The 21853-nt window shown below is 71.5% G+C and carries 21 protein-coding genes; 14 read left to right on the forward strand and 7 right to left on the reverse strand.

All coding sequences use genetic code 11. The annotated features are described in order from the left end of the window. Nucleotides 1-56 precede the first annotated feature (56 nt). The 6 genes from ACRX5W_RS00345 to ACRX5W_RS00370 all read left to right on the forward strand — a co-directional run bounded on the left by ACRX5W_RS00345 (nucleotide 57) and on the right by ACRX5W_RS00370 (nucleotide 7848). A complete protein-coding gene (locus ACRX5W_RS00345; protein ID WP_436785827.1) occupies nucleotides 57-683 on the forward strand; it encodes a PadR family transcriptional regulator in 627 nt (208 codons plus the stop codon). Beyond that, complete coding sequence (locus ACRX5W_RS00350) at nucleotides 680-1408, forward strand: ABC transporter ATP-binding protein (RefSeq protein ID WP_436785828.1); 729 nt, start codon at nucleotides 680-682, stop codon at nucleotides 1406-1408. The genes ACRX5W_RS00345 and ACRX5W_RS00350 overlap by 4 nt, the downstream gene beginning before the upstream one ends. Further along, nucleotides 1405-4242, forward strand: coding sequence for an FtsX-like permease family protein (locus ACRX5W_RS00355; protein WP_436785829.1), 2838 nt, complete (start codon nucleotides 1405-1407; stop codon nucleotides 4240-4242). Before ACRX5W_RS00350 ends, ACRX5W_RS00355 begins: the two co-directional genes overlap by 4 nt. Nucleotides 4243-4325: 83 nt before the next feature. Beyond that, nucleotides 4326-4862 carry a bacterial proteasome activator family protein gene (locus ACRX5W_RS00360; RefSeq protein ID WP_436785830.1) on the forward strand — a complete coding sequence of 179 codons (537 nt, stop codon included), beginning with the start codon at nucleotides 4326-4328 and terminating at the stop codon, nucleotides 4860-4862. A 38-nt stretch (nucleotides 4863-4900) separates the two neighbouring features. Then, nucleotides 4901-6004 (forward strand): protein kinase domain-containing protein, encoded by a 1104-nt coding sequence (locus tag ACRX5W_RS00365; RefSeq protein WP_436785831.1) that lies wholly within the window; start codon nucleotides 4901-4903, stop codon nucleotides 6002-6004. 266 nt (nucleotides 6005-6270) lie between these two features. Further along, on the forward strand, nucleotides 6271-7848 hold the full coding sequence (locus ACRX5W_RS00370; RefSeq protein ID WP_436785832.1) for a protein kinase domain-containing protein: 1578 nt from the start codon (nucleotides 6271-6273) through the stop codon (nucleotides 7846-7848). Between the two features lie 78 nt (nucleotides 7849-7926). On the opposite strand, the gene ACRX5W_RS00375 is transcribed toward ACRX5W_RS00370, so the two are convergent. The 3 genes from ACRX5W_RS00375 to ACRX5W_RS00385 all read right to left on the reverse strand — a co-directional run bounded on the left by ACRX5W_RS00375 (nucleotide 7927) and on the right by ACRX5W_RS00385 (nucleotide 10339). After that, nucleotides 7927-8931, reverse strand: a complete 1005-nt coding sequence (locus ACRX5W_RS00375) for a phosphotransferase enzyme family protein (RefSeq protein WP_436785833.1) — start codon at nucleotides 8929-8931, stop codon at nucleotides 7927-7929. Between the two features lie 47 nt (nucleotides 8932-8978). Next, nucleotides 8979-9791 (reverse strand): HAD family hydrolase, encoded by an 813-nt coding sequence (locus tag ACRX5W_RS00380; RefSeq protein WP_436785834.1) that lies wholly within the window; start codon nucleotides 9789-9791, stop codon nucleotides 8979-8981. Between the two features lie 119 nt (nucleotides 9792-9910). Beyond that, nucleotides 9911-10339, reverse strand: a complete 429-nt coding sequence (locus ACRX5W_RS00385; protein WP_436785835.1) for a winged helix-turn-helix transcriptional regulator — start codon at nucleotides 10337-10339, stop codon at nucleotides 9911-9913. A 120-nt stretch (nucleotides 10340-10459) separates the two neighbouring features. Between ACRX5W_RS00385 and ACRX5W_RS00390 the strand changes: the two genes are divergently transcribed. From ACRX5W_RS00390 to ACRX5W_RS00405, 4 genes are all read left to right on the forward strand, one after another. After that, nucleotides 10460-11335 carry an NAD(P)-dependent oxidoreductase gene (locus ACRX5W_RS00390; RefSeq protein WP_436785836.1) on the forward strand — a complete coding sequence of 292 codons (876 nt, stop codon included), beginning with the start codon at nucleotides 10460-10462 and terminating at the stop codon, nucleotides 11333-11335. Between the two features lie 85 nt (nucleotides 11336-11420). Next, the gene (locus ACRX5W_RS00395; protein WP_436785837.1) at nucleotides 11421-12314 is read left to right on the forward strand and encodes an LLM class flavin-dependent oxidoreductase; all 894 of its coding nucleotides are present in this window, start codon (nucleotides 11421-11423) and stop codon (nucleotides 12312-12314) included. A 94-nt stretch (nucleotides 12315-12408) separates the two neighbouring features. After that, nucleotides 12409-13080 carry an RNA polymerase sigma factor gene (locus tag ACRX5W_RS00400; RefSeq protein ID WP_436785838.1) on the forward strand — a complete coding sequence of 224 codons (672 nt, stop codon included), beginning with the start codon at nucleotides 12409-12411 and terminating at the stop codon, nucleotides 13078-13080. Beyond that, a complete protein-coding gene (locus ACRX5W_RS00405) occupies nucleotides 13077-13304 on the forward strand; it encodes an anti-sigma factor family protein (RefSeq protein WP_436785839.1) in 228 nt (75 codons plus the stop codon). Before ACRX5W_RS00400 ends, ACRX5W_RS00405 begins: the two co-directional genes overlap by 4 nt. A 6-nt stretch (nucleotides 13305-13310) precedes the next feature. Here the strand turns inward: ACRX5W_RS00405 and ACRX5W_RS00410 are convergent, their stop codons facing one another. Then, a complete protein-coding gene (locus tag ACRX5W_RS00410; protein ID WP_436785840.1) occupies nucleotides 13311-13829 on the reverse strand; it encodes a DM13 domain-containing protein in 519 nt (172 codons plus the stop codon). Nucleotides 13830-14099: 270 nt separating this feature from the next. Here ACRX5W_RS00410 and ACRX5W_RS00415 point away from each other — a divergent pair, with 270 nt between their 5' ends. Next, a complete protein-coding gene (locus tag ACRX5W_RS00415; RefSeq protein WP_436785841.1) occupies nucleotides 14100-14951 on the forward strand; it encodes a hypothetical protein in 852 nt (283 codons plus the stop codon). Between the two features lie 151 nt (nucleotides 14952-15102). Here ACRX5W_RS00415 and ACRX5W_RS00420 read toward each other — a convergent pair whose 3' ends face one another. Beyond that, nucleotides 15103-15897 carry an HAD family hydrolase gene (locus tag ACRX5W_RS00420; RefSeq protein WP_436785842.1) on the reverse strand — a complete coding sequence of 265 codons (795 nt, stop codon included), beginning with the start codon at nucleotides 15895-15897 and terminating at the stop codon, nucleotides 15103-15105. Continuing rightward, nucleotides 15894-17174, reverse strand: coding sequence for a serine--tRNA ligase (gene serS, locus ACRX5W_RS00425; protein ID WP_436785843.1), 1281 nt, complete (start codon nucleotides 17172-17174; stop codon nucleotides 15894-15896). The genes ACRX5W_RS00420 and serS overlap by 4 nt, the downstream gene beginning before the upstream one ends. A gap of 214 nt (nucleotides 17175-17388) precedes the next feature. Between serS and ACRX5W_RS00430 the strand changes: the two genes are divergently transcribed. Both ACRX5W_RS00430 and ACRX5W_RS00435 read left to right on the forward strand, forming a co-directional pair. Continuing rightward, the gene (locus ACRX5W_RS00430; RefSeq protein WP_436785844.1) at nucleotides 17389-18117 is read left to right on the forward strand and encodes a phosphatase PAP2 family protein; all 729 of its coding nucleotides are present in this window, start codon (nucleotides 17389-17391) and stop codon (nucleotides 18115-18117) included. Between the two features lie 11 nt (nucleotides 18118-18128). Beyond that, nucleotides 18129-19868, forward strand: a complete 1740-nt coding sequence (locus ACRX5W_RS00435) for a diacylglycerol kinase family protein (RefSeq protein WP_436785845.1) — start codon at nucleotides 18129-18131, stop codon at nucleotides 19866-19868. Between the two features lie 50 nt (nucleotides 19869-19918). On the opposite strand, the gene pheA is transcribed toward ACRX5W_RS00435, so the two are convergent. Continuing rightward, nucleotides 19919-20863 (reverse strand): prephenate dehydratase, encoded by a 945-nt coding sequence (gene pheA, locus ACRX5W_RS00440; RefSeq protein ID WP_436785846.1) that lies wholly within the window; start codon nucleotides 20861-20863, stop codon nucleotides 19919-19921. 121 nt (nucleotides 20864-20984) lie between these two features. Between pheA and ACRX5W_RS00445 the strand changes: the two genes are divergently transcribed. Further along, entirely contained in the window at nucleotides 20985-21776 is a 792-nt protein-coding gene (locus tag ACRX5W_RS00445) for an ABC transporter permease (RefSeq protein ID WP_436785847.1), read from the forward strand. Nucleotides 21777-21853: the final 77 nt, after the last annotated feature.

Genomic DNA, 21853 nt, shown 5'->3' on the forward strand with positions numbered 1-21853 from the left:
TTCGCGCCTCAGCCGGCCTCTTGCGGCCCCGAGCATACTCGGTATACATACTCAGTATGTCTATCAAGCACGGACTGCTCGCGCTCCTCGACCAAGGGCCGCGCTACGGCTACCAACTGCGCGCCGAGTTCGAGTCCCGCACCGGATCGACCTGGCCGCTCAACGTCGGGCAGGTCTACACGACGCTCGGACGCCTGGACCGGGACGGCCTCGTCACGCCCGACGGCGAAGACGGCGAAGGCCACGTCTTCTACCGCATCACCGACGCCGGCCGCCGCGAACTGCACACCTGGTTCGACGAACCCGTCTCGCGCGCCGGACGTCCGCGGGACGAACTCGCCATCAAACTCGCGATGGCCGTCACCGTCCCCGGCGTCGACGTCGCCGCGGTCGTGCAGAGCCAGCGCACCCACACGCTGCGCGCGCTCCAGGACTACACGCGTCTCAAAGTTCGCGCGGCCGAAGACGACCTTGCGTGGCAACTCGTCCTGGAGAGCCTGGTGTTCCAAGCCGAGGCCGAGGTGCGCTGGCTCGACCACTGCGAGGCGAGAATCGCCCGCCGCGACCTGGTCGCGCCGCAGGCCGCACCGCTGCCCGACACGGCGGCGCCCGGCGACGAACGCGACGTGGCCGACGGCGGGCGTCCCTCGCGGCGACGCGGCCTGCGCGGAGGGAGGCGATGACCCGGCCCGTGCTCGAACTGCGCGCCCTGGGACGGACGTACGGCACCGGCCCCACCCGCGTGGAGAGCCTGGTCGGTGTCGATCTCAGCGTCGGCGCGGGCGAACTGCTCGCCGTCATGGGCCCGTCCGGCTCCGGCAAGTCGACGCTGCTCATGCTGGCCGGCGGCCTCGACAGCCCGACCACCGGAGCGGTGCTCGTCGAAGGCGAGGAGATCTCCGGCATGTCGCGCCGTAAACAGGCCGCGCTGCGCCGCCGCAGCATCGGCTACGTGTTCCAGGACCTCAACCTCATTCCCGCGCTCACCGCGGCCGAGAACGTGGCCCTGCCGCTCGAACTCGACGGCACACCCGCCCGCAAGGCCCGCACGGCCGCCGACGCCGCGCTCGCCGAGGTCGGCATTCCGGAACTCGCCGAACGCTTCCCCGACGACATGTCCGGCGGGCAGCAGCAGCGCGTCGCCATCGCACGCGCGCTCGTCGGCGAACGACGCCTCGTCCTCGCCGATGAACCCACCGGCGCGCTCGACTCGGCCACCGGCGAGGCGGTCCTGCGCGTGCTGCGGGCCCGTTGCGACGCGGGCGCGGCCGCGGTCCTGGTGACCCACGAGGCCCGGCACGCGGCTTGGGCGGACCGCATCGTGTTCCTGCGCGACGGACGTCTCGTCGACGACACCGGCCGCACGGACACGGCCGACTCGCTGCTCAGCAGGGACTGCGCACCATGAGCCTGCCCGCATGGCGTGCCGCGCTGCGCATCGCGCGCCGCGAGGCCTGGCGCTCGAAGGGCCGCAGCCTGCTCATCGTGCTCATGGTCGCGCTGCCCGTCTTCGCCGCGAGCGCGGCCGTCATCACCTACCGCAGCCAGCAACTCGACACCGGCGAACGCCTCACCCGTGTCCTCGGCCGGGCCGACGCGCTCGTGTGGGACCTGGGCGTCGGCGGGCGCCCGGTCACGCAGGACCCGGCGGACGGCAGCGACAACCGGGTCAGCATCGACGCGTGGGAGACACCCGGTCTCTCGGGAGCAGGAACCGGTGTCCCGGGCACGGCCGCCGAGCCGGCCCCACCCGACGTGCGCGCCACCATCCCCGCCGGGTCCACCGTGCTCACCCGGGCCTCGGGAACCGTCGCGATCCGCACCGCCTACGGCCTGACCAGCACGCTCCTCAACGAATTCGACTACGCCGCGCCCATCGCACGCGGCGTCGTCGACCAGACCGGGGGCCGCGCACCGCGCACCGCCGACGAGGTCGCGGTCACCGACAAACTGCTGGACGCGGGCGGCCTGAAGATCGGCGGCAAGGTCACCGAACTCGCGACCGGCAAGGTCTTCACGATCGTGGGCACCGTCGAACTGCCCGACGAACTCGACGCCCGGCAGGCCTTCACGATGCCGGGTGCCGTGCTCGACCGCGCCGTGGCCGACCCCCAAAGCGAGCTGCGGACGGAGTACTTCGTCGACGCGCCGCCCGGGGCGTACCGCTGGGAGCACGTGCGCAAGCTCAACGAGACCGGCATCGTCGCGACCTCGCGGGAGGCCGCCGCGCAGGATCCGCCGGACAGCGAAGTCCCGTACCGGGCCGAGGCGTACGAGGACACCTTCGGCGAGTTCACTCTCGCCGTCACCGTCGTCGTGATCGGCATGGCCCTCCTCGAAGTCGTCCTGCTGGCCGGCCCCGCCTTCGCCGTCGGCGCCCGGCGCAGGCGGCGCGACCTGGGCCTGGTCGGCGTCGCGGGCGGCGACCGGCGGCACATCCGGACCATCGTGCTGGCTGACGGCGTGGTGCTGGGCGTCGTCGCGGGCATCCTGGGCACGACGCTCGGCGCGGCGGCGGCGTGGCTCATGCGCGACTGGTTCGGAGAGACATCCGGCAAGCGTCTCGGCCACTTCGACGCGCGTCCGACCGAACTGCTCGCGGTCGCCTTGCTCGGCCTGGTCATCGGTGTGGTCGCGGCGTGGGTTCCGGCGTTCCTCGCGGCCCGCGAGAACGTCGTCGATTCCCTCACCGGGCGCCGCGGTGTACGCCACGGCTCCAAGGCGCTGCCGATCACCGGTGCCGCACTGGGCGCCGTCGGGCTCGGCCTCGCCTACCACGGCGCGCGCGTCGCACCCAGCGACGCGGTCCTGCTGACCGGGTGTGTGCTCGCCGAACTCGGGCTCATCGCCTGCTGCCCCATGCTGCTCGGCGCCGCCGGGCGCCTCGGCCGCTTCCTGCCGCTGACCCCGCGCCTCGCACTGCGGGACGCGGCTCGCAACCGGCCGCGCACCGCACCGGCCGTGGCGGCGGTCATGGCGGCGATCGCGGGGGCGGTGTCGGTCACGGCGTACTGGGCCGGGACGGAGCACGACGAGCGCGAGCAGTACCGGCAGTTCGCGCGAAAGGGCCAGGTCGCGGTGCTGCTGGACGGGTCCGGGCAGCGGGTCGACGCCTTGCGCCGAGCGGTCGAGGAGACCCTGCCGGTCACCGGGGAAGGCCTCGTGCGCGGCTTCGGGCACTCCTGTCCGGAAGCGCAGCAGGAGTGCCTGTCCGTCCGGGTGGTCGTACCGCCGCCCAACGAGTGCCCGCTCTACGCCCGTTCCGCCCCGTCGACGCAACAGCCGACGCCCGCGCAGATCGCCGCGGCACGCAAGGACCCGCGCTGCGCCGACCCGCTGTCAAGCCATGCCGGCTTCGGACTTCCGGTCGGCGACGCCGAGTTGGTACGCCGCATCACCGGCGCCGACGACGGCCGCATCGCGGACGCGCTCCGCACCGGCGCGGTGGTCTTCGACAAGAGCCTGCTGCACGACGGCAAGGTGACCGTCGAGATCTCCACCGGCCACGCGGTCGAGGCGGACCCTGCCGCCTTCGAGACCGCTGCGGTGCCGGAGGAGCCCCCGCCGCCGCGCACGATCACCGTCCCCGGCGTCTACGTCGACCCGCCCGGCGACGCGTACACGACTGCCGTCCTCGGCGAAGAGGCCGCACGGGCCACCGGCGTTGCCGTCACCGACCTCCAACTGCTGTACGACACCACCGAGATGCCCGGCGAGGCCGCCGAACAGCGGGCCCGCGACGCCGTCAGCGCCCTCGGATCGGCGTCCTTGTCGATCGAACGCGGCTACCAGGGCCGCCCGAGCACGCAGATCCTGCTGCTGGCCACCGCGACGATCGTGGTAGCGCTCGGCGCGGCCGGCGTGGCCACCGGGCTCGCGCTCGCGGACAGCCGCCGCGACCTGGCCACGCTCGGTGCGGTCGGCGCGCCGCCGAGAGTCCGCCGTACCCTCTCCGCCGCGCAGAGCTGGGTCATCGCCCTCATCGGCACCGGGCTCGGGGTCGTGGTCGGTCTGCTCCCGGCCGCGGCCCTGCGGTGGAAGGAGGCGGAGATCCACGAGAGCTACCGCAAGTCCGCGATCGAACACGGAGAGTTCATGAATATTCCCGACGTGCGGGAGATACCCGTGATCGTGCCGTGGGCCGAGATGGGTCTCGCGGTCGTGCTGGTACCTCTGCTCGCGGCGGCCGTCGCGGCGCTCTTCACACGCTCGCGCGAGCTGAACCGCACGCGAACGGGCTGATCCGTCCGGTCTTCCCGTCCTCCTCCCGCGCCGGTGACCGGCCCCGTGGCGGCTCCCGGCGCGGACGGGGGAGGATGGTGCTCATGAACATGCCGAACAAGGAAACGCAGGACGACAACCCCCATGTCCTGATCGTCGGGCCCGACGGCATGGCGGTGAGCGGCGCCGAGGGTGGGGAGAACGGCGAACTCGCGGTCACCGACATGGTCGAGCAGCCGGCGAAGGTCATGCGGATCGGCAGCATGATCAAGCAACTTCTTGAGGAAGTCCGCGCGGCGCCCCTCGACGAGGCCAGCCGCGTACGGCTCGCGGACATCCACAAGGGCTCGATCAAGGAGCTCGAAAAGGGCCTCGCCCCCGAGCTGGTCGAGGAGCTGGAGCGCCTGACGCTGCCGTTCAACGAGGACAACGTGCCCACCGAAGCCGAGCTGCGCATCGCGCAGGCCCAGCTCGTCGGCTGGCTTGAGGGGTTGTTCCACGGGATCCAGACCGCGTTGTTCGCCCAACAGATGGCGGCACGCGCGCAGTTGGAGACCATGCGCCGGGCACTGCCGCCCGGTGCGACGATGCCGGGACGGCCGGGCGAGGCGGGACCCACCGCGTCCGGTCCGTATCTCTGAGCAATCGCGTCGGGGATCCGCGCGTCCTGCCTGACGGGATGCGCGGATCCCCGGCAGCCGCCTGGGCGCAGCGCACCAACTTTCGGGGGCCGCAGATGGTGCACGACCGGCACGACGAGTTCTCCGGCTCGACCTTCGGCGGCGGACGCTACCGCACACTGCGCCGCATCGGGGGCGGCGGCATGGCTGTCGTCCACGAGGCGCACGACCGGGCCCTGGACCGCATCGTCGCGGTCAAACGGCTGCGCCCCGAACTCGCCGAGGACACCGTCGCGCGGTCGCGCTTCGCGCGTGAGGCACAGCACGCCGCAGCGCTCGACCACCCCGCGATCGTCCGCGTCTACGACACCGGCGAGGACCCCGGGCCGACCGGCCCCGTGCCGTGGATCGTCATGGAGCTGGTCCGGGGCCACACCCTGCGCGCGCTGCTGCGCCGCGAGGGCCCGCTGCCGTGGCGCCGGGCGCTGCGCATCGCGGCGAGGGTGTTGGACGCGCTGGACTACAGCCACGCGCGCGGCATCGTGCACCGCGACATCAAGCCGGTGAACGTCATGGTGACCGCGGACGGCGCGGTCAAGGTCATGGACTTCGGCATCGCGCGGGTGCTGGACGGCGACGTGGCACCGCTCACCGCGGTCGGACACATCATGGGCACTCCGCAGTACTTCTCCCCGGAGCAGGCGCTCGGGCATCCGGCGTCGCCGCGCAGCGACGTCTACTCGGTGGGCTGCCTGCTGTACGAACTCCTCGTCGGCACCGTGCCGTTCGACGGGGACAGCGCGATCTCCGTGGCCTCCAAACACGTGCGCGACGAGGCTCTGCCGCCGTCCGCCTATCGCGATGTGCCCGGCGCGGTCGACGACTTGGTCCTGCACGCGCTGCGCAAGGACCCGCAGTTGCGGTTCGCGGGGGCGGCCGAGATGCGATCCGCCGTGACCCGTCTCGTACCTGACCGAACGTCAGGCAAGGGGGCTCGGAACGGCCGGCCGCGCGAGCGAACCGACGCACGTCGCGGCCCCGAGGATTCGCGCGGCGGACGGGCGGCCCGGCGGCGGATCCGGGCGCGCCGGCGCGTGATGTTGAGTGCCTTCGCGCTCACGGCGTGCGTACTCGCCTCGGTGCTCGTCGTCGTCTTGGGGTAGCGTCATGCGCGCCCGAGCCCGACAGCCGCTGTCCGGCCGACGTCACCGGACCGGAGTGCGTCGGCGGTGAGTTATCTCTCTTCACCCGGAACCGCGTAGCCTGATGGCGCGCGTCGGCTGCCGGTACGGTGACTCGGATACCGGATTGGCGGGACAATGCCATGTGCGTACGGGCCGGGATCCGGCGTGCCTATGAGAACCCGGCGATCGGCGGGACGAGCGAGTCCGTTCCCGGCGGACCGTGACGAGACGGACGGCGAGGAGTGATGGGTCAGCCGCAGGGCCCGGACGACGAGATCTCCGGAACGAAGGTCAGGACCGTCGGCACGGGACGCTACGAGTTGGGGCGTCAGCTCGGCCGGGGCGGTATGGCCGAGGTGAGCATGGCCCACGACGTCCGGTTGGGCCGGACCGTCGCGGTCAAGACTCTCCGCCCGGACCTTGCCCAGGATCCGGTCGCACGATCGCGGTTCGGCCGCGAGGCGCAGAACGCCGCGTCGCTCAACCACCCGGCGATCGTGTCGGTGTACGACACCGGCGAGGACCGCGTCGGCGACGAGCTGGTGCCGTTCATCGTGATGGAGTGCGTGGAGGGGCGCACCGTGCGCGAACTCCTCGTCGAGGGCGCGCCGATACCGCAGGAGCAGGCGCTGCGGATCACCGAAGGCGTCCTGGAGGCCCTCGAATACAGCCACCGGCACGGCATCATCCACCGCGACATCAAGCCGGCCAACGTCATCATCACCAACAGCGGTTCGGTGAAGGTGATGGACTTCGGCATCGCGCGTGCGATGCACAGCGCCGCGACGACCATGACCCAGACGGGCATGGTCATGGGCACGCCGCAGTACCTCTCCCCCGAGCAGGCACTCGGCCGTACCGTCGACGCCCGCAGCGACTTGTACTCCAGCGGCTGCCTGCTTTACGAACTCCTCGCGCTGCGACCGCCGTTCAACGGCGATACGCCGTTGTCGGTCGTCTACCAGCATGTGCAGGACGACCCGCGGCCGCCGTCGGCGGCCGACGCGAGCATTCCCGCCCACCTCGACGCGATCACGCTCAAGGCGCTCGCGAAGAACCCCGACGACCGGTACCAGACCGCCGAAGAGTTCCGGATGGACGTACGGCGCGCGCTGGCCGGGCAGGCGGTGCACATAGCGCCGCCGGGGAACCAGACCCGTACCCAGCCGGTCTGGGCGCCGGGCGGCGCGAACGGCGCCCAACAGACCGCGCGTCTGGCGGGCGGCCCGGTGTCGGGCAGCCCGGAGGCGACGGGGCCGATGCCGGCAGGCCCGCTCGGCCTTCCCGTCAACGACGGCGGCACAGGCGCGATGCCGGCGGTGCAGGACCAGCCTCGGCGGCGCGGCATGACCTACGCGATCGTCGTGGCGGTGGTGGTCGCGGTGATCGCCGGGGTGACCTTTTTGGTGATCACGTTGTCCGACGGCTCGAACGCCGAGAACAGCAAGGATGATCCGACCAATCCGACTCCGACGCTGACGAGCGGGCCGCCGTCCACGGGCCCCGGCGCCAACGTGCAGCCGCCGGCGACGGCGGAGTCGAGCGACGTCGGTGCCTCGTCCAGCCAGCCGACCCGCGCTTCGCAGAACAACACGCGGACGCAGTCGAACAACCAGCCGTCGAATCCGGGCGGTGCGCCGGTCACGCCGACCACCACGCAACCCCCGAGTACGTCGGCCTCGGCCACGGCGGACAAGACGACGGCCAGTTCGTCGCCGAGCCAGAGCGCCGGCAACCCGACGCCCACGGGCGGCGGTGGGTCGCCGCCGCCTGCGAGCGGCGGTCCGACGCCCACGTCGGGCACGGGCGGCGGCGGCAACTGACAAGCGGTCGCGGCGGGGCCGCCACACGGTCGGCCCCGCCCCGCTTCCGTGGCGAGCGCGCTTTCGGTGCCGGAGCGTTCACTGCACGAACGCGTCCCGCACCTCCTCATGGTGCCGCGTCCACCACACGATCAGTGCGGCCGACGCGGGGAACAGCGGGTCGGAGCGGTGGTCGCGCTCGACGTAGTGCCGGGTGAGCATCCAGAAGTCGTTCAGGCGCTCCCACCACAGGCGCCGCACGGCGGTGGTCAGATCCGCCGGGCCGGGGTCGGAGACCGCACGGTACGCGTGCACGAACGCGCGGACGCGGGCCAGGTCGAGCGTGCCGGTCCCGGGAGCGGTGAAGAACAGCAGCGCGGCGCGGACCATTTCCTCGGTGTCCGGCAGCGCGGCAAGCCGGTCCCAGTCGATGATCGCGGCCGGGGAGCCGTCGGCGTACAGCAGGTTGAGCGGGTGGAAGTCGCCGTGCACGTACCCCTGGCGCGGTGCGGCGGTGGGAGCCGCGTGGGCGAACCGCCGCAGCATGCGCAGGCGTTCGATGAGCCGGTGTTCGGCCAGCTCGTCGAAGGGCTCGCGGACGCGGCGCGCACGTATGCCGGCCAACAGGCGGTTCGCCACCGCGATCGAGTGGCCGGCGTCGGCGGCGGGGGCGAACAGCGGTTGCTGCACGGGCGGAAGCGTCCGCCGGAGCGTCGCGTGCACGCCGCCGAGCAGGGCACCCAACTCACGGCACTCGCCGTCGTCGAGCTCCGCACCGCTGCGATGCCGGCCCTCGACCCACGGGAACAGTGCGAACCAACGCCCGCGCACGCACCGCGCGGTGGCGCCGTCGCGCGCGGCCAGCGGCGGCAATGCGGGAATCCCACGGGCCCGCAGGCGAGCCGTGGCCCGGTGTTGGAACACGATGTTCTGCGGAGCCTGGTCGAGGTAGTGCTTGAGGAACCAGCGGCCCTCGGTGGTCCGGACCTCGTAACCGCGGTTCAGCAGCCCTTCGCAGACCGGCCGGAAACCCACCGCCTCGCCGACCCGGTAGCAGCCGAGCATGGCGGCCAGCGGGGATCTCCCCGCCCGAGGTGCGTGCATAGAGCGCCGAGTATATCGACCCTGGGTGTTTGTCTGATGACGTGCGGTTACGCGAACAATTTCTCGACAACCTGGGCGACCCCGTCGGCATCGTTGCTCGCCGTATGGTTCGCCACCGCGTCGAGAACCGTCGGATGCGCGTTGGCGACCGCGTACGACTGCCCCGCCCACGCCAGCATCGGCAGGTCGTTGGGCATGTCGCCGAACGCCACCACTTCGTCGGCGCTGATGCCGTGGCGGGCGCAGAACGACGCGAGCGTGGTCGCCTTGCTGACGCCGAGCGCGCTGATCTCGACGAGCGCGATCTTCGACGAGTGGGTGAACTCGGCGTAGGGCCCGGCCGCCGCCCGCGTCTGGACCAGGAACTCGTCGGGGGTGAGTGACGTGTGCCGCGCCAACAGCTTGAGCACCGGGCCGTCGAGCAGGTTCTCGACCGACGCGATCTCGTGCACCACCGAAAGGTCCCGTTCCAACGGCGGGTACTCCGGCTCGTGTGCGAACCCGGTCGCGGTCTCCACCGCGAAACACACGTCCGGGATCTCCGCCTTGATCAGCGCCACGACCTTGCGCGCGACGGACGCGTCCATCGCATAGGTCTCGACGATCTGTTCGCGGCGCAGGTCGTAGACCACGGCACCGTTGCCGCAGATCGCCAGCCCGTGGTGCCCGGTCACCGACGCGACCTTGTCCATCCACCGCGGTGGCCGACCGGTCACGAACACCACCTCGCTCCCGGCCGTCTCGACGGCGACGAGCGCGGCGAGCGTGCGCTCCGAAATGGTGCCGTCGCTGCGGACGATCGTCCCGTCCAGGTCGGTCGCCACAAGTCGCGGTCGCAAACGACGCAAAGATCCAGTCACGCGCCCCATCCTCGCCCAGCCCCGCACTCACCGAACCGGCAGGGCGGCGCCCGCCGACGTTCTGCGCCGATTCCGCCGCGACGTGCGCGCGGCACCGAAAGCTCGCGGTGCCGGCGAGCCTAGGGTGCGGGGGTGCCGGGTTGCCGGCTCGCAGCGGTCTCGACCGAGCTCTTGACCGAACTCTCGACCGGGCTCTCGACTGAGATCTTTTCGGCGCCGATGCGCTGCATGCGCTCGGTTCCCCAGGCTCCCAGGGGAGCCAGCGCGGCGTTGAGCGAGATGCCGTGCTCGGTCAGGGAGTACTCGACCTTGGGGGGCACCTCGCGGTAGACCTCGCGATGCACGAGGCCGTCCTCCTCCATCTCGCGCAGGTGCTGCACGAGCATCTTCTCGCTGACGCCCGGGAGGCCTCGGCGGAGTTCGGCGAAGCGGCAGGTGCCGTGGTGGTGCAGCTCCCACAGGATCAGCGACTTCCACTTGCCGGTGACGACGTCCATCGCCGCGTCGATGCCGCAGAAGTAGGGGCCGCGTCGGGCTGATGGCGGCATGCGTACCTCCGAACCTTACTTACCTTGAGGTGAGTACCCCACTAATTAGTCCGTACTGGTCAACCTTACCGGTGGCGGAGAGGATCAAAACGAAACGACGAACGCAGAGGGAGACGGGAAATGACAACCAGCAGCAGCGTCCGCGTCGGTGTTCTCGGGCTGGGCGCGATGGGCGGCGCTCTTGCGGGCGCCCTGGTGAAGGCCGGGTACGCGACAACGGTCTGGAACCGCTCACCCGGGAAGGCGGACGCCCTCGTCGAGCAGGGCGCGGAGGCCGCCGCCACAGCCCGCGACGCGGTTCGGGGCAGCCACGTGGTGATCGCGTGCCTGTTGGACCACGCCTCGGTCCACGAGGTGCTCGACCCGCTCGTCGACGAGCTCGCCGGACGGACGCTCGTCAACGTCACCACGACCTCGCCCGCGCAGGCGCGGGAGTTCGCCACCTGGGCCGCCGAGGCCGGTGTCGACTACCTGGACGGCGGCATCATGGCCGTACCGCACATGATCGGCCGGCCCGAGGCCTCGCTGCTCTACAGCGGATCCGCCGAGGCGTTCGAGCGGTGCAAGCCGCTGCTGGACACCTGGGGAACCAGCACGTACTTCGGTACGGACGCGGGGCTGGCCTCGCTGTACGACCTCGCCCTCCTCGCGGGCATGTACGTCATGTTCGCCGGCTTCATGCACGGTGCCGCGATGGTCGCGCCGGCCGGAGTGACGGCAGGCGAGTTCGCCGCGATGGCCGCGCCGTGGCTGACCGCCATGACCGGCGGATTCGAGGAGTTCGCCGCGGTCATCGACGGCGGGGACTACACCGTCCCCGGGCAGCAGAGCCTCGAATTCTCCGACCTCGGCCACATCGTGGCCGCCAGTGCCGAGCAGGGCATCGGCACCGAGGTGATCGGGATGGTCCAGGGCCTCATCCGACGGCAGATCGACGCGGGCCACGGCGAAGAAGGCTTCGCACGGATCATCGAGAGCATCAGGCAACCGGCCTGAGCATCCGCACCGGGCCTCCCGTACCCGTCCGATACGCGCCGCGTGACGACACGAGAACGCGATGCCCGTACTAGGGTCCGACACCATGCGCATCGGTGTGGTGATCCTCCCGATCCATCGCGGCAAGGAAGCCCTCGGCCGCTGGCGTGACGCCGAAGCGGCGGGGTTCGACAGCGCCTGGACGTACGACCACCTCTCGTGGCGCACGTTCCGCGATCAGCCGTGGTTCGGCACGGTGCCCACCCTCGCCGCCGCGGCGACGGCCACCTCGCGGATCCGGCTCGGGACGCTCGTATCGTCGCCCAACTTCCGGCACCCGGTGACCTTTGCCAAGGACGTGATGACCCTCGACGATCTTTCGGACGGGCGCGTCACGCTCGGCATCGGTGCCGGAGGTACGGGATTCGACGCCACGGTGCTCGGGCACGGGACCTGGCCTCCGCGCGAACGCCAGGAGCGGTTCGAGGAGTTCGTCGGCCTCATGGACCGGCTCCTGACGCGGCCCGCGACCACGTACCGAGGGGCCTACTACGCCGCCGACGAAGCCCGCATGATCCCCGGCTGCGTCCAACGCCCCCGTGTCCCGTTCGCCGTCGCCGCGACCGGGCCTCGCGGGCTGCGGCTCGCGGCCGGGCTGGGGCAGGCGTGGGTGACGTTCGGCGACCCGAAACGCCTCGCCGGGCTGACTCCCGAGCAATACGTCGGCGATGTCGAAGACCAGATCCGTCGCCTCGGTGACGCCTGCGCCGCCGAGAACCGCGACCCCGGCGAACTCGGCCGCATCCTGTTGCAGGGCTCGACGGACGAACGCGCGCTCGACTCGGTGGGGGCGTTCGTCGACTACGCGGGGCGTTACGCCGAGGTCGGGATCACGGAGATCGTGGTCCACGAGCCGCTGCCCGGAACGGTGTTCGACACCGACCCGAGCGTTTTCGACCGGATCGTCACCGAAGGCCTGCCGCAGGTACGGGCGTTGTGACGGAAAGCGGCCGCTCACGACGACGGCGACAGCGGTACCACCGGCCGAACGCCTAGGCTGGCGTTCCCAGTTGACGGTCGGTGAGGAGGGGGCGATGACGGGCGGACGGGAACTGCCACCGGACGAAGTCCTGGTACAGCGACTGCGTGACGGTGACGAGGAAGCGTTCGCCCTCGTGCTGGACACGTGGTCGGGCGGCATGCTGCGGCTGGCGACGTCGTTCGTGTCGACCAGGGACTCCGCAGAGGAGGCCGTCCAGGACACCTGGCTGGCGGTCATCAAGGGCATCGGCGACTTCGAGGGCCGTTCGTCGTTGAAGACCTGGGTCTACCGCATTCTGGTCAACACGGCCAAGGCGCGCGGTACCAAGGAGAGCCGGACCGTTCCCTTCGGCAGTCTGACCACGGACGAGGACGGTCCGACGGTGGACCCCTCGCGGTTCCGCGGGCCGGGTGAACCGTATGCCGGGCACTGGGCCGTCGGGCAGGAGCCGCGGCCTTGGGAGATTCCCGAGAACCACGTGCTGCGCGACGAGGTCCGCGAGGTGATCACGGAAGCGATCGACGAGCTTCCGCCCCGCCTGCGCGCCGTGATCACGCTGCGCGACATCGCGGGATACGGCTCCGAGGAAGTCTGCGCCCTGCTGGAGGTCTCGTCCGGGAACCAGCGCGTTCTCCTGCATCGGGCCAGGGCCCAGCTTCGTGGCAAGCTGGAGAAGTATCTGTCCGATGCGCACGAGGCGGCCGGCGGGAGGAAACGAGCGTGAACTGCGACGAGTTCGTGGAGCTGGTGACCGACTTCCTCGAAGGCGCCCTGTCGGAGGAAGACGAGCAGCGCTTCGTCGGCCACCTGGCCGAGTGCTCCAAGTGCGAGGTGTACCTCGATCAGTTCCGTCGGACGATCGCCACGACGGGCGAGCTCACCCCGGAGGGGATCTCCTCCGACGCCAGGACGCACCTGCTCGCCGCGTTCCGGGACTGGCGAAGGTAGGAGCACTCAGGCGAGCCGGTTCAGTTCGGCCGCTCCGAACGACACGCTGAAGCGCTCGCACCAGATCGTCACCGTGGAGAACCTGCCGAGGTCGGTACCCGCGGGTATCGCGTAGTTCTGGTTGCCCTCGTTGCCCTTCAGGGAGCCGAGGTCGATGTGCTCGCCGTCGTCGAGGTTGCCGCCCTTTCCCTTGACCGGCTGGTCGCTGAGCCACACGTGCAGGGCCGGGCCGTTCGTGGTGCGCAGGTTCGTCAGGCGCAGCGTCCTCGTCCCGTCGCCGAGGTCGAGGACCGCAACCGAGCCGCTGGTTTCGTGTGCGTGCGAAGTGAACATGCCGGTCACCAGGTGTTCGACCGCGGCGGGCGCGGGGGCTCCCGGTTGCACGGCGGCGGCAGGAGGAGCCTCGTTCACCCGGACCGTGGTGAACAGCCGCCACGGCTGGAAGAGGTAGAGGCCGACGGACGCGGCCACGACCACCAGGGCGGTGGTGATCCACAGGACAGCGCGGCGCTTGGTTCGGGACATGGCGTTTCCGTTTCTGTGCGTCGGCGGGGTCGACTCCGTACTCAGAGACGGAAAGGGCCGCGAGCGTTACACGTGAACGCCCGGACCATCGCCGTACGGCCGTGGCGAGAATCAATTTCCGCATCGCTGTAACGTCCGACGGCGCGAACGCACTGATGAGGCATGAGCGACGAACACCCGAGGGGCACCGGTTGCCGGACCGCGGGCTTCGGACGCCGTTCGGTTCCGGGAGATCCGGAACTTCACCACATCAGCGATGAGAGGCACACGATGAGCACCCAAACCGCCCAGCCCGCCCACACCTGCTCGTACCCGGGCTGCACCCAGCCGGCCGAGCCCGGGACCGAGGGCGCGACGCACCACTTCTGCACGCACCCCGAGCACAACGCGCTCGGCCTGTTCAGGAGGTTCCGCGCCAAGCGGCAGCAGCGCAAGGCGGACAAGCGCATGGCCGCCGAAGTCGGCAACGCGGCCACGGGCGTTCATGCGCCGGGCGCCGAGTACGCCGCACCGACCGCTCCGGGGTCCGGGCACGGGCACGGGCACGGGCACGCCGAGCCAGTACCGTCGGCTTCGGCTTCGGCTTCGGCTGAGGCGGCCGTCGCCGAGATGGCGGCGGCCATGGCCGCGATACCGGCGACCGGCGTCGGTGACGACGACCGTACCGCCCGGTCACGCGAGGCCTTGGTCGCGCTGGTCAAGCAGCTCTCCACCGACCTGCCCTCCTACATCGAGGAGTTGGCGATCATCACCGACTCCGCGGCGGCCGAGGCCCGGATCGAGACGGTCACCCGTGCCTCCGCGCAGCGGATCCTGGCCGCCGAGGAGCGGGCCACACTGGCCGAGGAGGCGGCCGACATGGCTGTCGCCGAGCTCGACACCGCGAAGCAGAAGTTCGAGGAGGAGACCGCCGCGATCCGGGAGGACGCGGCCCGCCGGGTGGCGGACGCCGAATTCGTCCGGGCCGAGCTGGAGCGCTACCGCGAACGTGTCGCCGCGCTGGAGGTCAGGCTCGACGCGGTCCGCGACGAGGCCGATGAGCTGCGCCGCGTGCGGGCGTCCCAGCCTGTCGAACCGCCCGCCACCGCCGAGCCGCAGACGCGGCCCGCCGAGAACTGCTGAGGGTCACGCGGCCCGAGGCGTCCGTGGCGCGGGACACCGCGTCGGACCGCCGATCATGTGGGCCGGCCGTTCCCCGTACTCGGGAATTCATCCGAGCGTGGGGAACGGTCGCCACACGAGTGCCACCGGTCGGCGGCCCTTCGTCCGACGGTCAGACGGGGAAGATCCGCTCCAGCACCGCCGCGACGCCGTCCTCCTCGTTGGACGCCGTGACCTCGTCCGCGACGGCCTTCACCGACGCATGCGCGTTGGCCATCGCGACGCCGTGCCCCGCCCACCGCAGCATCGTCACGTCGTTGGGCATGTCCCCGAACGCGATCGTCTCCGCCGCCTTCACACCCAGCCGCCGAGCGACGAGCGACAGGCCGATCGACTTCGACAGACCGGGCGGCAGCAGCTCGACGATTCCCGCGCCGGCGTGTGTCACGTCGACCAGGCCGTCGCAGATCTGCCGTGCCCGCTCCACGAGTTCGTCGTCGGTGAGGTCGGGGTGCTGGACGTACGCCTTCAGGATCGGCTCGGCCCACAACTCCGTGCGATCGGACGCGGTGCGTACCGGCAGCGCCAACATGTAGCGGTACGTCCGGTCGACCACCACATCGCCGTCGATCCCCGCCTGGCTGACCGCCGCCGCCATCGGACCCAGGTTCGCGGTCAGCTTCTCGATCGCCACCTGTGCGACCTGGCGGTCGAGCGTCACCGAGGTCAGCAGCCGGTCCTCCCCGGCGTGGTAGACCTGCGCGCCCTGCGAGCAGACCGCGAGGCCCGTGTAGCCGAGCGCCGCGAAGACCGGGCGCGACCACGACACCGCGCGGCCCGTGACGATCACGTGGTGCGCCCCGGCCTCGGCCACGGCCGCCAGAGCGGCGCGCGTACGGTCCGAGACGCTGTGGTCGTTGTGGATGAGTGTGCCGTCGAGGTCGGTGGCGACCAGGCCGAACGTCACGTGGCGGCCACCGGCTCCAGGACCTCCCGACCGCCCAGGAACGGGCGCAGCGCGGCGGGGACCGTGACCGAGCCGTCGGGCCGCTGGTGGTTCTCCAGGATCGCGACGATCGTGCGCGGCACCGCGCACAGTGTGCCGTTCAGGGTCGCGAGCGGACGCGTGCCCGAGGTGTCGCGCATGCGCACCGCGAGGCGGCGGGCCTGGAACTCGGTGCAGTTCGACGTCGAGGTGACCTCGCGGTATTTGCCCTGCGTCGGGATCCACGCCTCGCAGTCGTACTTGCGGGCCGCCGACGCCCCCAGGTCGCCCGCGGCGGTGTCGATGACGCGGAACGGCAGCTCCAGCGAGGTCAGGAACTCCTTCTCCCAGTCCAGCAGCCGCTGGTGCTCGGCGGCGGCTTCCTCAGGCGTGGTGAAGACGAACATCTCCACCTTGTCGAACTGGTGGACGCGGATGATGCCGCGCGTGTCCTTGCCGTAGGTGCCCGCCTCGCGGCGGAAGCAGGGCGAGAACCCGGCGTACCGCAGCGGCAGCTGCCCCGCCGGCAGGATCTCGTCCATGTGGTAGGCGCCGAGCGGGACTTCGGCCGTGCCGACGAGGTAGTAGTCGTCCCTTTCGAGGTGGAAGACGTTTTCGGCGGCCTGCCCCAGGAACCCGGTGGCCTCCATCGCGCGCGGCCGGACCAGTGCCGGGGTGATCATCGGTGTGAAGCCCGCCGCGCCCGCCTGCGCCATCGCCATGTTGACGAGCGCGAGCTCCAGCAGCGCACCAATGCCGGTGAGGAAGTAGAAGCGCGAGCCGGAGACCTTCGCGGCCCGCTCGACGTCGATCGCGCCGAGCAGCCTGCCCAGCTCGACGTGGTCCTTCGGCTCGAAGCCCTCGGCGGCGAAGTCGCGCGGGGTGCCGACCTCCTCCAGCGTCACGAAGTCGTCCTCGCCGCCGGGCGGGACGCCGTCCTCGACGACGTTGGACAGTTCGAGCAGCAGCCGCTGCGCCTCCGCCGCGGCCTCGTCCTGCGCCGCGTCGGCGGCCTTGACGTCGGCGGCGAGTGCCTGGGCGCGCTCGAGCAGCGCCGCGCGTTCGTCGCCCTGGGCTTTGGAGACCTGCTTGCCGACGCTCTTCTGCTCGGCGCGCAGTTGGTCGAACGCGGTCGCCGACGACCGGCGGCGCTCGTCGGCGGCGAGCAGGCGGTCGACGATGGTCTCGTCCTCACCACGCGCGCGCTGCGAGGCGCGGACGCGGTCGGGGTCCTCACGGAGCAGTCGCAGGTCGATCACGGGCGACAGCCTATCGGGGAGTCACCAATCGTTTTTTGGCCCGCGGACGGTGTGCGGACGCCTCCTCGGTGCCGACCCGGCACGCACCTCGGATTCCACCTCGGCATCCATCCCGGTGTCTTCCGCGTCTCCGGTTGTCGACAGATGTGTTCCGGTCAGCCGCACAAACCCCGGTTTCCCGCCCACACGGCGGACAAGGAGGTATCAAAGGGGAGTGCTTACCCATTCCACACGCCCGTGGCATCGCTTCGGCCACGCGTATTTCGCGCTGCTCGCCGCTGCCGTCTTCCTCGCGCTGCTGTTGATGGTCGTCACGGGCTGGGACGCGCTGTACGAAATCGATGCGCAGGTCGCCCGCGATCTGCACGGATGGGTTCGTGAGAACCCGGGGACGACCCAGGCGATGCGGATCCTCACCGACTGGGTGTGGGACCCGATCACCTTCCGCATCCTCGCGGCCGGCCTGGCGCTCGGCCTGTGGACGAGTGGCAGGCGCCGCATGGCGGTGTGGGTCGTGACAGTGATGGCACTCGGCGGCGCGGCCGGGGGGCTGTGCAAGCTGGCGGTCGCGCGCGAGCGGCCGATGTTCGTCGATCCGGTGGACACCGCGCACGGCTGGTCGTTTCCGTCCGGCCACGCGCTCAACGGCGTGCTGGGGTGCGGCGTGCTGCTGATCGGCCTGTGGGCGCTGATGCCGCGCCGGGTGCGCCCGTACGCGGTCGTGGCCGCCGTGGTCTCCGCGGTCGGCGTCGGCTTCACGCGGATCGCACTCGGCGTCCACTACCTCAGCGATGTGGTCGCCGGCTGGGCGCTCGGCGTCGTCGTTCTGGCGCTCTTCTGGGGCGTCGTCGCGGTGCTGTGGGAGTCGACCGAGGCGGAGATCACGCCCGAGATAGACCGGGGGATCGACGCCGACCGCTCGGAGCTGCGTGTGCCTGGGTAAGAATTGCGGTCATGCTCACGGAAGCAGGACGGTTCCTGCGGCGGATCGCCCTGCCCTTGATGGTGACGGCTCTCGGTGTGATCGGCCTCGGTCTCCTGGTGATCCACCCGCTGGACGGCGTGTGGCCGGTCTCGGTCGAGGACGACCTGGTCCGTACGTTCGCCGACCACCGCACCGACCTCTGGGACGACGTGTCCGGCGTCCTGTCGGCGGCCTCGGGGGTGTTCGCGGTCGCCGGGGTGACGCTGGCCGCGTCGGCGGTCGCGTACGCGGTGTACCGGTCGTGGCGGGCGCCGCTCTTCCTGATCGGCGCGGTGGTCGCGCAGACCGTCGTGTTCGGTCTGACCCGCCTGTTCGTCGATCGTGACCGGCCCACGGTCGACCGGCTCGACGAGGTGGCCGGCGACGGCAGCTACTTCTCCGGCCACACCGGGGCCGCGCTGGCGTTGTACGGCGGCATCGCGGTGCTGCTGTCGCATCGGGTCGAAGGCCGCGTCCGCACGTGGGTGTCGCGGGTGCTGTGCCTGCTGGTGCCGCTCGCGGTCGGCCTGTCGCGCGTGTATCGCGGCGACAACCACCCCAGCGATGTGATCGCGGCGTTTCTGAGCGCGGCGGCCGTGCTCGCGGTCATGAACGCGGCGGTGCTGTCGCCGCGCGCGGTCTGGGGAGGACCCGGCGGCCACCTGCGGCACACCGGCGAGGGCCGGGTGCCGCGCGCGGCACTCGTGGTGAACCCGATCAAGCTGGACTCGCCGGACGACCGGGCCCGGATCGACCGGATCATGGCCGAGGCCGGATGGGCGCCGCCGCTGTGGCTTGAGACGACGATCGGCGACCCGGGCGCGGGCGCGACGCGCGCGGCGCTGGCCGAAGGCGTCGACCTCGTCGTGGTCGCGGGCGGCGACGGTACGGTCCGCGAGTGCGCGGGGGCGCTGGCCGGCACCGACGTGCCGCTCGCGGTCGTGCCGTCCGGCACGGGAAACCTGCTGGCCCGCAACCTCGGGCTGCCGATCGACCTCGCCGACGCCGTGCACGTCGCGCTGCACGGGAACGACCGGCGGATCGACCTGGGGGGCATCGAGCCGGACGAACCCGACGGCGAGCGCCGCTACTTCACCGCGATGGCGGGGATCGGCCTCGACGCGGCGATGGTCGCGGACGCCCCGGACGCGCTCAAGAAGAAGGTCGGGTGGCCCGCGTACGCCGTCTCCGCGACCCGGCACCTCCGTGACGCGCGCATGCGCGTGACGCTGCGCATCGACGGCGGCGAGCCGATCAGGCGCCGGGCGCGCATGGTGCTGGTCGGCAACGTGGGGGCGCTGCAGGCGGGCATGCAGTTGCTGCCGGGCGCGGAACCCGACGACGGGCTGTTGGACGTCGTGGTGTTCGCCCCCTACGGCATGGCCGGATGGGCACACGCCACGGTGCGCGTCCTGGGCCGTCGGCGCCGGGACGTGCCGGAGGTCGCGCCCCGCCAGCGCCGCTGGCGGCCGATCGAGCACTTCACCGGGCGTGCCGTCGAGGTCGAGACGGCCCGCCCCGAGCCGCGCGAACTGGACGGCGACCCGATAGGTCCCGGCACCCGGCTCGCGGTGCAGGTCCGCCCGGGGGCGCTGGTCGTCCGCGTGCCCGGGGGCCGGGTGGCCCTGCGCCCCGAGGCCCGAGCCGAGCCGTTCCCGGTGGCCGAGGACGTGGTTGAGATCGCCACCGACGAAGCACCGGACGTGCGGCACGACTCACGGGCGGGCTGAGCGCGGCCGAGGACGGCTTGTCGGCGGTGTGAGGACGGGCCGGACCGGCCTCAGCTTTCGCCTCGGCGGCACCTTTCCAGCCAGGCCGCGGCGTCCTCGAACTCCGCGTCGCTCGTGCCGCGCCGAATCTGGGGTCGGACGCCGTCGGCGCGCGGGTAGGAGCCGAGGAACCGCACGCCCGCGCAGACGCGCCGCAGGCCCATCAGCGCCTCGCCGACCCGCGCGTCCGCGATGTGGCCCTCGGCCTCGATCGCGAAGAAGTAGTGGCCGAGCCCGTCGCCCGTGGGCCGGGACTGGATGTGGTCGAGGTTGACGCCGCGCACCGCGAACTCCTGGAGGATCTCCAGCAGCGCTCCCGCGTGGTCGTCGACGATGAACGCGACCACGGACGTGCGGTCGGAACCGGTCGGCTCGCCGACGCCGCCGGGGCGGCGCACATACACGAACCGCGTCACGGCGCCCTCGACGTCGTGGATGTCGGTGACCAGCGGCACCAGCCCGTAGCGCGCGGCGGCGAACTCCCCGGCCAGGGCCGCGTCGTAGCGGCCCTCCTGGACGAGACGCGCGGCGTCGGCGTTGGACGCGGACGAGAACCAGTGCGCGTCCGGGAGGTTCGCGGCCAGCCAGCGGCGGACCTGCGGCTGCGCGTGGGAGTGGCTGGACACCGTCTTGATGTCCTCGAACACCGTGCCGGGGCGTACCAGCAGGGCGAACGAGATCGGCAGCAGGATCTCGCGCTCGATGGTCAGCGGCTCGCCCGTCGCGAGTTCGTCGAGGGTGATCGAAACGGACCCCTCGACGGAGTTCTCCAGCGGCACGACGGCGGCGTCCGCCTCCCCGCGCCGCACGGCGTCCAAGGCCGCGGGCACCGAGGCGAGCGGCACAGCCTCGGCCTCGCGCGCGCCCGGGAGAGTCTTCAGGGCGGCCTCGGTGAAGGTCCCCTCGGGCCCCAGATAAGTCCAGCGGAGAGGGGCTGCCGAGTCGGTGTATGGCATACGGCAACTGTAGTGCGATGGCCGGAATGCTCGGTCCGGCCTGTTGCGGCACCGTGCCGGCACTGTCGTGAGTGCAAGTCGCAGGTCGTACGCGCCGGTCACCGCCCTCTAACGTCCTTCCATGGACGAGCCGGTGACCGTCGCGTCGACCCTTCTCCCCGTCACGCCCCTGCTCGGCGGGGTCGTCGCGGCGCTCCTCCTCGCAGCCGTCACCGTCGCCGCGCTCGCACATCTGGGGCACGCGCGCGCGACCCTCGTCGCGGGGGTGCGGGCGGCGGTTCAACTTCTCGCGGTGTCCGCGATCATCACGCACGTCGTCGACCGCTGGTCGGCGACGCTGTTGTTCCTCCTCGTCATGTGCGCCGTCGCGACCACGACCGCGTCCGGACGCGTCACCGGCGGCCGATGGCACCTGTGGATCGCGCTGCCGATCCTGGCCGGCACGGTGCCGGTGCTCGGCCTGCTGCTGGCGACGCGGCTGGTGCCGTTCGACGGCCTGGTGGTGATCCCGGTCGCGGGCAGCCAGCTCGGCGGTGCGCTGACCGCGACCGTCCTCGCGGGGCGGCGGGCGCTGGAGGAGCTCGCCGTGCGGCGCGGCGAAGTGGAGGCCGCGCTCGCGCTCGGTCTCCTGGCCCGGGACGCGCGGCTGGAGATCTGCCGGTCGGCCGCGGCGGGCGCGCTCATTCCCGCACTCGACCAGACGCGTACGGTCGGACTCGTCACGCTGCCGGGCGCGTTCGTCGGCATGCTGCTGGGCGGGGCCTCGCCGGTTGATGCGGGAGCTGTTCAACTCTTCGTCCTCGTCGCGTTGTTGGCGACCGAAGCCGTTGCCATCGCGGTGGTTTTGGAGTTGATTGCGCGAGGGCTGGTGGTCCGGCCGGGGACCAACAGCCTTACACGGGAAGCACGTTGAACCCCGATGTTGTCCACAGGCCTGTGGACAACATCGCTCTGTGCCCAGGGAACCCTTGTGGATAAACCACGAGTTCG

The sequence above is a fragment of the Yinghuangia sp. YIM S10712 genome (assembly GCF_051388935.1).
GTDB lineage: Bacteria > Actinomycetota > Actinomycetes > Streptomycetales > Streptomycetaceae > Yinghuangia.

What these genes read in the sequence shown, in the direction of transcription:
- ACRX5W_RS00345 (WP_436785827.1), top strand. Translation starts at nt 57, where the DNA reads ATGTCTATCAAGCACGGACTGCTCGCGCTCCTCGACCAAGGGCCGCGC.
- ACRX5W_RS00350 (WP_436785828.1), top strand. Translation starts at nt 680, where the DNA reads ATGACCCGGCCCGTGCTCGAACTGCGCGCCCTGGGACGGACGTACGGC.
- ACRX5W_RS00355 (WP_436785829.1), top strand. Translation starts at nt 1,405, where the DNA reads ATGAGCCTGCCCGCATGGCGTGCCGCGCTGCGCATCGCGCGCCGCGAG.
- ACRX5W_RS00360 (WP_436785830.1), top strand. Translation starts at nt 4,326, where the DNA reads ATGAACATGCCGAACAAGGAAACGCAGGACGACAACCCCCATGTCCTG.
- ACRX5W_RS00365 (WP_436785831.1), top strand. Translation starts at nt 4,901, where the DNA reads ATGCGCGGATCCCCGGCAGCCGCCTGGGCGCAGCGCACCAACTTTCGG.
- ACRX5W_RS00370 (WP_436785832.1), top strand. Translation starts at nt 6,271, where the DNA reads ATGGGTCAGCCGCAGGGCCCGGACGACGAGATCTCCGGAACGAAGGTC.
- ACRX5W_RS00375 (WP_436785833.1), bottom strand. Translation starts at nt 8,931, where the DNA reads ATGCACGCACCTCGGGCGGGGAGATCCCCGCTGGCCGCCATGCTCGGC.
- ACRX5W_RS00385 (WP_436785835.1), bottom strand. Translation starts at nt 10,339, where the DNA reads ATGCCGCCATCAGCCCGACGCGGCCCCTACTTCTGCGGCATCGACGCG.
- ACRX5W_RS00390 (WP_436785836.1), top strand. Translation starts at nt 10,460, where the DNA reads ATGACAACCAGCAGCAGCGTCCGCGTCGGTGTTCTCGGGCTGGGCGCG.
- ACRX5W_RS00395 (WP_436785837.1), top strand. Translation starts at nt 11,421, where the DNA reads ATGCGCATCGGTGTGGTGATCCTCCCGATCCATCGCGGCAAGGAAGCC.
- ACRX5W_RS00400 (WP_436785838.1), top strand. Translation starts at nt 12,409, where the DNA reads ATGACGGGCGGACGGGAACTGCCACCGGACGAAGTCCTGGTACAGCGA.
- ACRX5W_RS00410 (WP_436785840.1), bottom strand. Translation starts at nt 13,829, where the DNA reads ATGTCCCGAACCAAGCGCCGCGCTGTCCTGTGGATCACCACCGCCCTG.
- ACRX5W_RS00415 (WP_436785841.1), top strand. Translation starts at nt 14,100, where the DNA reads ATGAGCACCCAAACCGCCCAGCCCGCCCACACCTGCTCGTACCCGGGC.
- ACRX5W_RS00435 (WP_436785845.1), top strand. Translation starts at nt 18,129, where the DNA reads ATGCTCACGGAAGCAGGACGGTTCCTGCGGCGGATCGCCCTGCCCTTG.
- pheA (WP_436785846.1), bottom strand. Translation starts at nt 20,863, where the DNA reads ATGCCATACACCGACTCGGCAGCCCCTCTCCGCTGGACTTATCTGGGG.
- ACRX5W_RS00445 (WP_436785847.1), top strand. Translation starts at nt 20,985, where the DNA reads ATGGACGAGCCGGTGACCGTCGCGTCGACCCTTCTCCCCGTCACGCCC.